Raw genomic sequence first — 12,975 nt, 5'->3', positions numbered from 1 at the left:
AATTTCCTCCGAAGTGTATGGAACTAGAACAAAGCCGTCCCTATACTGCCTGGAACGGCTTTATTTATTTGATTGAAAGTAATTATGTCCAGTTCATTTGCTAAGTGTCATGCGTTTCTCATAAAACACAATTGTCATTTTATCGTTAATTTGTTTGGTTTGCCCCGTCTTTCGATAGCCTAGCTTCTCATAGAGGTAACAATTGCCCTGCTCTTGCAATATGGTGTCCAGCTCCCAAATTAATGCATCCTTATATTTATCTTCGATAATAGCGAATACCTTCTGGGCAATCCCTTTTCCCTGGTGCTCGGGTACAATAAATACCGGACTGACGCGATACGCTTTATTCTCTTTCCTTACAATCCTAATCGCACCTACGGGAACCTCGCAATCTTTTATAATATAGTAATCCGTAGACGATTCATTTAATCGATCTATTATTCGTTCTACAGATTCATTAGCAGGGCTGGTTGTGTGATCTTGGTATTTATTAAACAGAGGCGTAAATGCTTTAATTTGCATTTCGTAGATGAGCGATGCCTGACTCAGATCCGATTTGAGTAAAGAAATATTCAATGGGTCGCCCCCTCCTTCATAAAACGCCTACTAGTTCCTGACTTCAAATTTAAACCCGTCTCCCAGCTCCTTATTTTTCCCGTAACACCCTTGAAGCTCATATTCCTTTCCATTTTCAACCGTATTAAAAGTTAGGGTTTTACAGCTCGCGGTTCTTATGTTGGTTGTTCCATGTTTATCTTTAGAATTGTCATACTTAAATTGTACTTCCGCTCCGTTAAATACTAGGTCGTAAAATATCGGATCTCCTTCTATCGTAAACCTGGTAATTCTAATTTTATCTTCCGTTTTCGTTAATGAGTTCTGATAAAATGCCTCTAGTCGTTCCGCGTTCTTCACGTTACCATGTAAGTCTACAACGTCGCCGTTTTCCATTGCCGTATCATAGCTGTACGGTTCGGAGCCACATGCCGATACTACAATAACTAGGAATAGAATAATAATAAATGTGAAGTTTTTCATGATGCACCTCAAGATTTGACTTCGTATTCAATAAGCCAACAGTCTCTATATTCGCCCTCATGCCACTCCTGTTTCTCTAATAATTTCTTCTTCGTAAATCCTAGCTTTTCATACACTCTTAATGCTCTGGTATTCCACGTTTGCGGATCCATAACGATTTTGCTTGCCTTTCTGTGTTCCGCCAAGTAATTTACAGTCTCTTGGATGACTTTCGTCCCGATCCCGCGATTCCAATAGTCCGGTTCGCCAATGAATTGATCCATTCCATAAACGACTCCGGTAAACTCTTTAAGCTCGTACGCCTCGAGTTCTTCATCATCTATCTCATAAAATTGCAAATACCCGATTGCTTGGGCCTTATATTCGATTATACATTGCGTTATGTTTTCTCTATCTTCATAAAAATGCTTGTTTACAAGCTCCAGATCATGCGGTCGATCGCGGCCTTCGTAAAACTCCAACACTGCTGGATTCGAAAGCCACTTCACTAATAAATAAGAATCTTCCGACTCCAGTGTCCGCAACCGAATTTCATCTTTATCAACGAGTATCATAGAGCACGTTAGCCTCCTGCATGATATCATTTATTTCGCTTTTATACCTCTATTTGAAAAATGGAATCCACAATGATTGGCAAGTTATCTCTTACGGAGACCGCCCCGAGAACAGAACGAGCGTGGCTCCCTTTATCCTCAAACACTTCGACCAACAAGTCAGAAAATCCATTCAGCACTTTATGATGCTCTTCAAAGTCAGCGCTTGCATTCACGAATCCCTGTACCTTCACAGCTCTTTTCACTTTGTCTAAAGATCCTAAAGCAGATTTCAATACGGCAAGCACTTCAACCGCGGTCGATCTTGCGAAAGCGTAGCCTTCTTCAGTCGAGAACTCTAGTCCTAATTTTCCTGTGGGGTTTCCGGAAGGACCTTTACCTGAAACATAAATCATATCATTGACGATCACGTAATTTGCATACTTTGCAGCCGGCTGACTTGCAGAAGGAAGCATAACGTTTAGTGCTTGCAATCGTTCTTCAATCGAATTTCCCGACATACAAAAACCCCCAATATCATAAATATTGGGAAGATTGTACTCCTATTAACTTGAAAGGTCAATGAATAATTCGATCTATTACAAGCCCAGTCTTACTTTTGAATCTTAAATGTAAATTTCCATTCTGCCGTGTTGCCCGAATATCTGCCGCGATTTTCTTTGACCTTTACCGTAAGCGATTTATTCATAGTTTTAGAAATCGAGGATGCTTTAATGGATAAGTTGGCTGTTCCTACATCGGGGATCTTATCCTGCTCTTCTGCGTATGCTTTTAATTTTACACTCTCCGATGATTTTAAGTTTAAAGTGACTGTCGAGCCTTCTTTAATTTCTTTACCGTTAACATAGCCTGCGGTATACCATTCATTACCGACATGGTTATTTTCCACTAATTCAACACTGACAAGGGTTACCTTTATTTTGGTCGTCTTCGCAGTTGCAGCAGATACGGATTGCCCTAAGAAAACTGTAATTAATAGAAACGCCAGCATTAATCTCATACTTTTGGACATTGAGTTTGCCTCCCAGAGTAATTTGTTCATAAAATATAATCTTCAGATATCCCTATTCTTCTGATTTCATTGCCTTGGCTGTCGTACAATACTGATCCTGAGGGGAATTTACTATCCGTACTCCCGGTTAACGGAGAAATGGCAATAAAAAAGTCTCCCTCCTGCACCGCCAATTCATATTTCTCGCCATCAATCAACGTAAGTATCTTAGAAATCCCTTCCGTATTCCGGCCCAGAATTCTAACATACTGTCCCTTACCCGTTTCCATAATTCTAGGTCGGATCTCATTTGTTCCATGCCCCGTGAAATCAAGTTTGTATTTATGGTTAGGGCCCTTTGTAAGCTCCGCTTCGCCAAATTGTGACTCAATTGTAAAAAGAACGATTTTCTTGTCGTCTGCATCTTCCATTAGCCTGATCTGAACAGGCAACTTCACCATTTGGCTTATGGATTGGGCAATGGCATTTTCATCGTCTTCAACTTTATAGGTATAGTATGGTTTTATATATCGTGTAGAGACAAATAATACGCAAATAACCAAAGCTATCGTCACAAAGATGATTTTATATCTCTTTTTGTATTTCAATCGCTTGTCAGTCCTTTCGCGTACAATTCTCCAACGCATCCGCAAGAATGATAGGTGAACTATTCCCTGTCGCTGTTCCTAAGCCAGATTAATCACGGAGCGGCCCGGCCTTGTTTCAAGAGTTACGATTCTTGTCTTAGTATCGTTCTTGGAAATAAAGATGTCCGTGCCCTCTTCATCCATGCAATAGGCGATGGGGATAGAAACTTCGCTGTCTCCGAACGATCCGTCTGCATGGCTGGTCCCAATGATGACCGTTTTATATTGTATGGCATACTTCCTGGCTTCCTCTACCCATTCAGCGAACTGTTCTTCGCTAAACATTCCCACTCCAATAGGATGAACAATGAATAGGATGTTCGTTGGTTGTAGATTGCTCATCCCTTGGAGGACCAGTTCATCGCACAACATTATACCAATAACGTTCCCTTCAACCTCAACGAGTTTAGTATCCTCGTACTTGGCGCGATCGAGCAGCAGCTTCCCATCACGATCTATCACGACCGCCCTATCTTTTGGGTTCTTGTACCCCGATATAATGATCTTTGAATATTTTCTAGCCAACTCGCATGCGCAATCTATATTGTGGTTGATGTACCCTTCCGGAAAAATGATAACATCTGCTTCTGGATGATTCATCATTTCAAGCTCCAGCTGTCGTAGCTCCTTCTCTAATCGAGGTTGCGCAATTAGAAGCTTCATATTATCTCTCCGATCTGGGCTGACTGACGCCTCTATTTTTCATTTTTCCCGAAGAAAGACGCCGCGGCAACACCAGCTTCGCTCCGGATGGGGCAGCCACCCGCGCGGAAGCTGCAACAATGCTGCTCCGCATAAGTAAGATAAAGTAAACCATGGAAAGGAAGGCGAGGGTGCTACCTACCGCCTTCCTTTTTTAAGATTCGAGCCGCTGCCTCTTCACGATCTGTATTTCTTCAACCTGCATTCCTCAATTAGCTCGATATTTCTCTTGTTTTTCGCGTATTCCTTTATTTCATCCTTAATGTTCGGATAGAGTACGATCTCTTCTAATTTCTCTAGTTCAATCCATTTTACATTTGTTTGATTGAGGTCCGGTTTCTCGGGCAATGAAGGGCGACCGCTCGTAATTCGACATTCAAACATTAAACTTAAGCTATGTCCTTTTCCGTAAATATAAGAATTAAAATGCGGAGCATATTCATAAGCAAAAGCCAACGGCCCAACCTCTACTTCGACATTGGCCTCTTCTCGTGCTTCGCGTTTTACCGCTTCAATAATCGACTCTCCCGGTTCGGCTCCCCCGGCAGGCAAATTATAATGAAGTCCATTTTCATCATCAAATTCCACTAACAGAATCGAGTTCTTCTCTATAATTAACGCACATGCCCTTACTCTAATGTGGTACACCGGTCAACCTCCAAAATTGATTCCTTCTATTCCGGCCTTTCCTTACCCATCCTTCATTTCTTATTCCAAGCGTTCAAATACAGATTCGTTAATGTAATTTGTAGTTTTCCCGCTCCATCTGAAGTTTTTAAAGGATAGATGGAGAAAGAGAAATCATCTCCATCTCTATAGTTCAATCCGCTCATTCCAGTTCCCGATACCGAGTAATTTGTAGAATCGTCCTCTGCAGTCATTATCGCAGACATTTCACTGGCAAATGAAATGTTATTCACTGTATAATGTCGCACTCCAGAAATTAGCGTTGCCCCATTGAGGGAATAATGCCCCATCGATCTGAAACTAATCGTTATACTGTCATTTATTGTTTTCTCAACGGAAGCAACTACAATTTTATGAGTACCGTCATTATAAAGCTCTTTGCCCCTATTGCTATTCAAATCTGAAAGATCAATAGATAAAGAGTGACGACCTTGTATTTTGTGACCCTCTCTATCACTATACTTTTCTGTATTATTTGCAATATATGCGATTCCGTCTTTCCATAATCCAAGTAGTCCAACTTGCCATAAGACGATCAGAGCAACAATGCATACTAAGAGTAAAAGTGAACTCAAACTTTTTAGCTTTTTATTCATTTGCTCTCCCCTCAAATATATCCATCCCCTACAGTTGCCCAATGGATATATAAATTCGTTCACTATTCATGAGACGGCCTCCAAGCTACATCCACATTCTCTTTACTTCAATGAGTCTTTTCCCTTCAACTCTCACCTTGTAAATATCAGGCATTGTCATCGATTTCCAAAAAGCATACCCGTATCGTTGATCAAAGTAATTCAACATCAGTGTCATAATGTCGCCGTGTGTTCCAATTGCAATTTTCTTGCCTCTAGAGATTTCAATATGCCTTGTTATGACCTCCATCGCTCTCTTCTGTGCAGCCTCACTTGACTCTCCGCCTGGATAAGATTCGTTAAAGTCTTCGTATACAACACGTTTTGCCTCCCAAAATGATGCTGGAGCAAAGTCGCCGATTGTTCTTTCCCGCAAATCCTCCTCTAAATGTATCTCTCTACATTGTTCTTCCGCCAATAAACGAATCGTCTCTATCGCTCTCTCATATGGACTTGAGACAAATATGTCGATGTTTTGGGACCTTAAAATATCACTAACCTTCCGTGCATCCTTCATTCCTTGTTCAGATAAACCTCTAGTTCTTTCTCTACCTTCTTCGTAAACAGACTCTGCATGTCTGACAAAATACAGTATTGTTTCCACTACGGCCAAGTCACCACTTTTGTTTCAGTTTATCTATGACTTCATTCAGTTCAATGAATGCCATTCTATCTACGCTTTAATATCGAAGCTTTAAATTGGGTATGTCCTTAAATTTCTTTAGCAAAAAACAACTCTCCAATATCCCCGTCATTGATTCCATTTATGATTCCGCATTCCTGAAACCCCATTTTCCTATGCCACTTTTGAGGATCAGACTCATTTGCTTGAGAAGAGCTGTATATTTTCTTCATCCCTTTTTTCCTTAAGTGCGCTTGAGCAAACTCTAGAAGCCCTTTTCCCAAGCCGTTGCCTCTGTAGTCAGGCCGAACAATAATAAGTCCAATATAAGGATACTTAGACCACAAATACTCTAGTCTGAGGTATCCAACCAAGTCAGCCTTATCAGTGGCTATAATGATCTCTTGATTTTGTAATTTCCACAATAATATATGAGCTGGAACATGTTGATCCCCATTGCTTACATCCTTCAAATCATTAATATCTCCAAATCTAATTGTGATGGGCATCTGCATATGGCTCCCTATTTTAGCTATATTGTTCTTAAAGTCTAATCCAGTACCGCTTAATTACATTGCCGTCCTCTTCAAGAAAATCAACGTCGGAAGTACCGCCATTTCGGATAATCGTTCTTTCGGATGCAATGTTACCCTTATCACAAACCACTAATGCTTGATTTATTCCTAACTGCTTAGCTTCTACTAACGCTAATTTTAGCAACTGCGTCGCGTAGCCTTTTCTTCGTTCAGACGGTCGTATTCCGTAACCGATATGTCCGCCCCTATCCATTAAAAATTTAGTCAATTTATGCCTAATATTTACTGCTCCTACGATCCTGTGATCGTCAGCAACCAACCAGAAGGTTGAATCGGGAACCCAGCCCTCCTGCAGGTTCACTCCGTTCTCATGATCTTCAAGCCATCTGATCATCTGCTCAAAATCTGAAGGGTCTCTGCTCACGACCCATGGAACTATATCTTCCCCGCTATCTATCCATTCTTGATAGAAATCCAAATATTCATCCTTCAAATTTATTGAAGGTCTCGACAAATAAATATTCTCCATTGATTTAGCCTCCAAACTTCCCGTCAAAATCAAAAACCCCCTGCTTCAACAGGTCCTCCCCACAGAACACCTCATTCTACAATCGTTACAAAATCCTGCGGGTTAGACCGGATAAAGGTACTGATTATTTTACCATTTGGCAAGCAGATCTCCTGCCGAACAATGGACATCTCCTATCTTGCTATGGAGTAAAACCATTCGCCATTACAATGACTGAATTCTTGAGGTAAATCCTTTAGAATATGTTCGAAGCGAAAACCTAGTTTTTCAATGATCCTCTTCGAGGCGATAAACGATTTCATGGCCTCGAAGGCATACCCTTTACCCCAATGATCCCGTCCAATCAGGTAATACACTTCCTTGTCTGATTTACTAAGATCAAGGGTGCCAATCCCGCACCAGCCGATAACCTGATTCGTTTCCTTCAAAATAATCGCAAATGAATACTTAAATTCGCCTTCATAGCTTACCTCGTAACTCTCCATCAGCCATTGAAAAAGGCCTTGATATTCCTCATAGGAAAGAACATCGAATCATCGAATTCAAGAAATTGATAAAGCTCTTTGTCCTGCATTAACCGATACGAAGGTTCTAAATCATTTGCATTATAGGGGCGAATAATCAATCGTTTCGTTTCTATCAATAAATTTTTAACCATCTAGCTGTTCCTCGCTTTGCAAAAATCTCTTAATGGCCGTTAGTTCACAAGCTTTTATTTGGTATTATAACCCATGTTTTCAAAATGCGCTCTCCTTATAAACGAAAAATCGTATAATTAGACGAATAATAGATACTCATCTGAATCATACGATTAGACAAACCTTATAGGCTGCTATGGTACTGCCGCTCCTGAGCTTCCTATGTACTGACCCGTTTCATGTGATGAGAAGCCATTGCCATCCTCGCCTAGGCCCAAAAAATATCATTTTCATCAATTTCCTTTAATTGCTTTTCGAAGTCCGTATCCGGCTCAATATCATCGACAAAATGCCATCTATTTTTACTATCTTGCCAATATACCTTCCACAATGCTTCTTCATTTCTGAGTTGAGCAATTGGGTATACAAATCGCCTCCCCATATACCCTGGTCTCTCCTGGCTTAACGTGACGGTTTTGCCCCTAAATTTATAATGAATCTGAACTTCATTTTTGAGATGTTTCGGGATTTTTTTATCTATATAATTTTGCAGTACTTTTTCTATTCTCTTTTTTGTAAAAGCATCTAGCACTTTCATCCCTCCGTAATTTAATAGTTCAACTATAAGATAAAGATGGTTGTCTGAATACTAAATTTTTCTCAAATTTAAATGTTAATACTGTTTTCAAATCTTCTGCACAATTCAACTATTTCATCGATTCGCGCAATCTGCTGTACCCACTCATCAGGGATACTCTCTATTCCATAAATCAGACCCGCCAATCCCCCTGTAACGGCCCCTGTTGTATCGGTATCTTCTCCTAAATTTATGGACTTTAATACCGCCTCTTTATAGCTGACCGACGTCAGTAAGCTCCACAAGCTCGCTTCCAAAGTGTGCACAACATATCCTGTGGAATGAATATCATTCACTTTAATGTCCGATAGGTCTTCATTAAGTATTCTTTCGAATTGAACAATCTCACTATGGCCGGAAAAATGTCTATTAACAACTAGCTTCATCTCGTTTATGCTGGTTTTCAAATCCAACCCGTCGATTAAGTTGATGGCAACCTCTGTATAAATAACACATGCAATGATCGAGATCATATGACGATGTGTAATGGACGAAACCTGCGTGATCGCTGAAATACGTTCTTCAACATTGCTTTTTCGCAGCAGAAAGGCTAGAGGCAGAATTCTCATTAACGATCCATTTCCATTGCTGTATTCATCTTGGCCACCGGCGAAGTCCGGCCTAATCAACTCGTGATTCAGCCTATCAATCGCTTGCTTTGTGGCGATACCGACATCAAATACCTCTCCATACGGCGTCCAATATCCTTCCCATAACCACTTTTTGAATTTGTCGGCGATATCAAACAAATCAATTCGCTTACATTCGGCTATACTGTCCATTAAACAAAAAGTTAATGAACTATCATCAGACCAAGTACCAGGAGGTTGGTTGTACGTTCCATAGCCGATCATGTCTAAGACGGGGTGTCCTGACAGAGCTCCGCGCGACCTGAATTCTACGGGCACGCCGAGTGCATCACCGATACAAAGCCCAATTATTCCATTCATTATTTTTGAATTCAAAGGAAATCCCTCCAAGGCAGACGAACACTCATGAGTTGTTTAGTGTTCATTCAGTTCAATAGATCTTTCTTTAAATAATAGTGAGTATACCCTCCGGCATTCTCAATTGTTCCATAGATCTGAAAACCTTCTTTGAGATAAAAATCCAATGCTTGAAAACTTAATGTATCCAGCTTAATAAAATCGCACTTTTTATCTCGAGCCATTTTCTCGGCTTCCCTGAGAAGCGATTTTCCATTTCCTGATTTCCGATGCGCCGGATCAACAAATAAATATTGAACCTCCAGCCAATTCCAACAAAACTCCCCTACGATACCGCCCAATATTTCTCCATCCTCATTCACTAAATGCAAATTTAACTCTTGATATCGACCTTTAAGCTCGTCAGGGAAGTGCATTAAATTAAACTCTATCATCTTATTTCTGACGTAATCCTTATTTGATTCAGTTATATTATTGGAAATCTTCAATGACATATTTATCTCTCCGTTTTGTCCTGCAGAGCATATTTTAGAATCACGATTGAAAATTGATGAGGAACATTCAGTATTTCATGGTCATCACATAATTTATTTAATAATTCTCTGATTACCTTCATTCGTTTGCTCTCATCTATGTTTGTTAACCATGATACGGATCTCATTTTCCCGCACCATTCCTCGTGAGAATACTTGCCTTCGTAATCTTGCTGCCATTCGCCTACTACATGGAACGAATGGTTCTGCCACTCGTCAAACCAGTTCACCGGAAACCCGTTTCTTCTCTCTTTAGTCTCCGCGTTGGAGCCAGCTGGCTTAAGTTCGATGCCGTTGTTGATTAACACTTCAAATGTTTTTTGAGCAATATCGGAATCCGGTTTGAAAACAGAGTTAATGACTATTAGATGCCCATGCGGTTCCAAATACCTTTTTATATTCTCAATAACATTGATGCGCTGAAACCAATGCCACGCTCTAACCGCTGTGAACATCGGATATGTTCTCGAAAGTGTAAAATCTTCAGCTTGAGCTCGAACATAGCTAATATTATTTATTCCTAAGGATTGATCAATCCTCACTGCTTCTTTAATCAATTCATCTGAAGGCTCGATACCGATGACGCGGGCACCGTGCTTATTCAAATCTCTACTGAAAATGCCACTGCCCGAGCCAAGGTCAATCACGTCCTGATCTTTGAAGCGGAATCCTTTGTTAGCTAATTGTTCAATAGGATTGCAGGCAGACGATCACGATATTTTGCATAATCGGAAGACACTTTACCAAAGTCGGCTCTCATTCTTAATCACCTCAATCGAATGTTACAACAATACCCAAATAAGGTGAAAACAATTAAACCAATCGAGAAGATAACAAACTTTTATCTATAGGTTCGATCCACATTCATCTTAATGCTCTTGGACTTCCGCTTTCAACTCTCAACCGCCTCTTCCTTATAGTGTGTAATATCCCCGTGCAGAATAATTGAATGCCGATCTTGGCTAATTTCAATCTTGCATAAACAGGTAGGATGAATATACGGGGGGTTCCACAGATCTTTTAAATCGCGTTTTTCAAAATAAGCCATGATCAGCTTTACGACAACTGTGTGAGTGACAAGCAAAATCGACTTACCTGAATTTTCGGTTATAATTTGTTGTAATTTATTTACCGCGCGCTTTGAGACCTCTTGGAACGTTTCGCTTTGTTGAACTTTAAAGCTATTCGGATCATTCCAGAAATTAGAAAACTGAAGAGGATCTGAATTCTTTGCTTCCTCTTGGTTTAAACCTTCCCAGACCCCTAGATTGAGCTCCATCAACTCATCACAGGCTTCAATGGGAATGTCTCTTCCTTCGGCTAATAATTCGGCTGTTCTAAGGGTCCGAAGGCTGGAACTCGAATAAATCAAATCTATCTTTTCATCCCTAAGAGCTTCCCCCAGCCACTTTGCTTGTTTAATCCCCAGTTCTGTGAGAGCAGAGTCATTATGACCTTGAAATTTTTTTAAAATATTCCACTCCGTTTGACCGTGTCTTGTGAGAAAAATAGTTGTGATATCGCTCATGCACTTTCCTCTTCCTTATATTGTGACTTGATTCTTCCACGTTCTCCTCAGCCTGAGATTGTCCTTGAAAAATGAATCTTACTCATAGTGTACCCTCTAATCCCTCATAGTGAATTACAGAAGTTTCTGAAAACTCGTCAATGTCCCTTACGAACGGATTCAATCATTGCTGGAAGTGACAGCACCAGTCTTCCGAATGATTCGTGAACATTATCGTTCATTGAGCCTCCTTCGGGTTTGTAGTTATTCATAATATAACCATGCGTTATTTACGACTTTTCTCTTTCTTTCATAAGTCTTTTCAAATTTATAAAACTAAGTCCATTTCGTCTTCTATCATTATTTGACCAATTCTTCTGACCATATAGGTTTGATGCTAGTATCCTAATCAGTTCTGCCTTATCTTTATTGAATATCTTAAGAAAATAATAAAATTTTTTAAGATCTGAATTTCGTTGTCCGAAGTGAAGTATATCTTCAAAATACGGTTTGAAATTACCTTTATCATCATATTCTTTAATAAAACAATAATAATCGCCATATGAGAAAACCCATCTATAGTAGCAGCGAACAGACTTAATCGTAATTTCATTTTCGATAAGTGCCGACTTAGGTGGCATTAGGTATCACCGAATTCGTTAAATTTTATTTATAGAGAATCTCCAATCGATGAAGCAGACTACCCGCTAATTAACTTTCAAAGCGTTTTTATATGTAATAATGTCATAGCTATACCCTTCTTTCTTTAAATCAATCATTAAATATATCCTCTAGCATTGACCAATGGCTACCTACCCACATTAACTCCTCCGCAAATCTCCTTAAAGTTCTGAACTCTTCAGATTTAATATTTAACCAAGCCGATTCTTTCCACCAAGTTAACTTGATTGACCGAACTAGCTTTAATACAGGTAGCGGAGCACTTTCACGATACCCATTAATAAACGCCTTTGCCGACTCCAAATTGATCTTATTATTCAAAATGGTCCCTGACAATATTGCTCGCGATATGTCGAATTCAGGATAGATAAAATGCATTCGGTCAAAATCTAAAATCGCAGAAACATAATTGGAATGAAACAATATATTGTCTACGAAGAGATCCCAGTGAACCCAGCCCTCCTCGCAAGATTGAAACATTTCCAGATCTATTTTTTCCGCAATTTTTCTTTGAAGCTCAAGAGCTGCAATATATTTATCTGATCCAGCACTATGCGCTTGATGCCAATTCGTCAACCATTGCGTTAACATCTTTTCCTTTGAAGCCGGTACCCAATGCAAATGCAAGGACAGTGGAGCATGCTCATTTAACCACCTGTGCATCCTTCCAGTCACTTGGCCCAAATGATACATCTGATCTTTATTCACTTCACCAGGGCCGACCATATGGCCATGACAAAATTCGGTTAACATGAATCGTTCGCCGGACGATGTTCGTTGAATATACGAACCTTTATGGGGGAGTATCGTTGGGCAAGGAATGCCTGCTTCCTTGTTTAATCTGTCTTGTAGACCTAGAGCCACTTCGACATGACTTAATAATTCATCTGTATATCTCTCTGAATTATATTGCTTTACAAAGAATATACCTGCATCCGTATCAATCTTCCATTTCAGATTTGCGAATCCAAAGTCATTAGCTTCAGCATTTTTGACGATTAGCCCATAATAAAGTTTAAGTTCCTCGGCAATCTCGTATAATATTTGATCTGGTGATTTAGTTGGCACAAAAACAAAGCTCCTTTAATCTA

At 39.9% G+C, this 12,975-nt stretch carries 19 protein-coding genes; all 19 read right to left on the bottom strand.

Features of this window, described 5'->3' with window-relative positions; all coding sequences use genetic code 11:
* Positions 1-93: 93 nt before the first annotated feature.
* The gene (locus DFP98_RS05965) at positions 94-576 is read right to left on the bottom strand and encodes a GNAT family N-acetyltransferase (protein WP_116059631.1); all 483 of its coding nucleotides are present in this window, start codon (positions 574-576) and stop codon (positions 94-96) included.
* A 30-nt stretch (positions 577-606) separates the two neighbouring features.
* A complete protein-coding gene (locus DFP98_RS05960; RefSeq protein WP_116059630.1) occupies positions 607-1,038 on the bottom strand; it encodes a DUF4362 domain-containing protein in 432 nt (143 codons plus the stop codon).
* An 8-nt stretch (positions 1,039-1,046) separates the two neighbouring features.
* Complete coding sequence (locus tag DFP98_RS05955) at positions 1,047-1,592, bottom strand: GNAT family N-acetyltransferase (protein ID WP_116059629.1); 546 nt, start codon at positions 1,590-1,592, stop codon at positions 1,047-1,049.
* 41 nt (positions 1,593-1,633) lie between these two features.
* Complete coding sequence (locus DFP98_RS05950; protein ID WP_116059628.1) at positions 1,634-2,092, bottom strand: RidA family protein; 459 nt, start codon at positions 2,090-2,092, stop codon at positions 1,634-1,636.
* Positions 2,093-2,184: 92 nt separating this feature from the next.
* Entirely contained in the window at positions 2,185-2,604 is a 420-nt protein-coding gene (locus DFP98_RS05945) for a hypothetical protein (protein WP_116059627.1), read from the bottom strand.
* A 26-nt stretch (positions 2,605-2,630) separates the two neighbouring features.
* On the bottom strand, positions 2,631-3,191 hold the full coding sequence (locus DFP98_RS05940; RefSeq protein WP_116059626.1) for a hypothetical protein: 561 nt from the start codon (positions 3,189-3,191) through the stop codon (positions 2,631-2,633).
* A gap of 78 nt (positions 3,192-3,269) precedes the next feature.
* Entirely contained in the window at positions 3,270-3,893 is a 624-nt protein-coding gene (locus DFP98_RS05935; protein ID WP_116059625.1) for a carbon-nitrogen hydrolase family protein, read from the bottom strand.
* 216 nt (positions 3,894-4,109) lie between these two features.
* The gene (locus DFP98_RS05930; RefSeq protein ID WP_116059624.1) at positions 4,110-4,580 is read right to left on the bottom strand and encodes an NUDIX domain-containing protein; all 471 of its coding nucleotides are present in this window, start codon (positions 4,578-4,580) and stop codon (positions 4,110-4,112) included.
* A gap of 53 nt (positions 4,581-4,633) precedes the next feature.
* Positions 4,634-5,215 carry a hypothetical protein gene (locus DFP98_RS05925; protein ID WP_116059623.1) on the bottom strand — a complete coding sequence of 194 codons (582 nt, stop codon included), beginning with the start codon at positions 5,213-5,215 and terminating at the stop codon, positions 4,634-4,636.
* A gap of 85 nt (positions 5,216-5,300) precedes the next feature.
* On the bottom strand, positions 5,301-5,858 hold the full coding sequence (locus DFP98_RS05920; protein ID WP_116059727.1) for a histidine phosphatase family protein: 558 nt from the start codon (positions 5,856-5,858) through the stop codon (positions 5,301-5,303).
* A 107-nt stretch (positions 5,859-5,965) separates the two neighbouring features.
* Complete coding sequence (locus tag DFP98_RS05915) at positions 5,966-6,385, bottom strand: GNAT family N-acetyltransferase (protein ID WP_181917504.1); 420 nt, start codon at positions 6,383-6,385, stop codon at positions 5,966-5,968.
* A 34-nt stretch (positions 6,386-6,419) separates the two neighbouring features.
* Positions 6,420-6,941, bottom strand: a complete 522-nt coding sequence (locus tag DFP98_RS05910) for a GNAT family N-acetyltransferase (RefSeq protein ID WP_116059621.1) — start codon at positions 6,939-6,941, stop codon at positions 6,420-6,422.
* A 173-nt stretch (positions 6,942-7,114) separates the two neighbouring features.
* Positions 7,115-7,426: a GNAT family N-acetyltransferase gene (locus tag DFP98_RS40200; protein WP_220377054.1), complete on the bottom strand. Its 312-nt coding sequence runs from the start codon at positions 7,424-7,426 to the stop codon at positions 7,115-7,117.
* Between the two features lie 421 nt (positions 7,427-7,847).
* Positions 7,848-8,177, bottom strand: a complete 330-nt coding sequence (locus DFP98_RS05900; protein WP_116059620.1) for a DUF3024 domain-containing protein — start codon at positions 8,175-8,177, stop codon at positions 7,848-7,850.
* A gap of 68 nt (positions 8,178-8,245) precedes the next feature.
* The gene (locus DFP98_RS05895) at positions 8,246-9,181 is read right to left on the bottom strand and encodes an ADP-ribosylglycohydrolase family protein (RefSeq protein ID WP_246016427.1); all 936 of its coding nucleotides are present in this window, start codon (positions 9,179-9,181) and stop codon (positions 8,246-8,248) included.
* A 50-nt stretch (positions 9,182-9,231) separates the two neighbouring features.
* Entirely contained in the window at positions 9,232-9,657 is a 426-nt protein-coding gene (locus DFP98_RS05890) for a GNAT family N-acetyltransferase (protein WP_116059619.1), read from the bottom strand.
* 2 nt (positions 9,658-9,659) lie between these two features.
* The gene (locus DFP98_RS05885) at positions 9,660-10,343 is read right to left on the bottom strand and encodes a class I SAM-dependent methyltransferase (protein ID WP_246016426.1); all 684 of its coding nucleotides are present in this window, start codon (positions 10,341-10,343) and stop codon (positions 9,660-9,662) included.
* A gap of 245 nt (positions 10,344-10,588) precedes the next feature.
* Positions 10,589-11,224, bottom strand: coding sequence for a histidine phosphatase family protein (locus tag DFP98_RS05880; RefSeq protein ID WP_116059618.1), 636 nt, complete (start codon positions 11,222-11,224; stop codon positions 10,589-10,591).
* A 750-nt stretch (positions 11,225-11,974) separates the two neighbouring features.
* On the bottom strand, positions 11,975-12,952 hold the full coding sequence (locus DFP98_RS05875) for a phosphotransferase (protein ID WP_116059617.1): 978 nt from the start codon (positions 12,950-12,952) through the stop codon (positions 11,975-11,977).
* Between the last annotated feature and the right edge of the window lie 23 nt (positions 12,953-12,975).

The organism is Cohnella phaseoli, assembly GCF_003386235.1.
In the GTDB taxonomy this organism is placed as follows: Bacteria; Bacillota; Bacilli; order Paenibacillales; family Paenibacillaceae; genus Cohnella; species Cohnella phaseoli.
The sequence above is the reverse complement of the archived record's forward strand: the minus strand, read 5'-3'. Positions and strand labels throughout refer to the sequence as shown.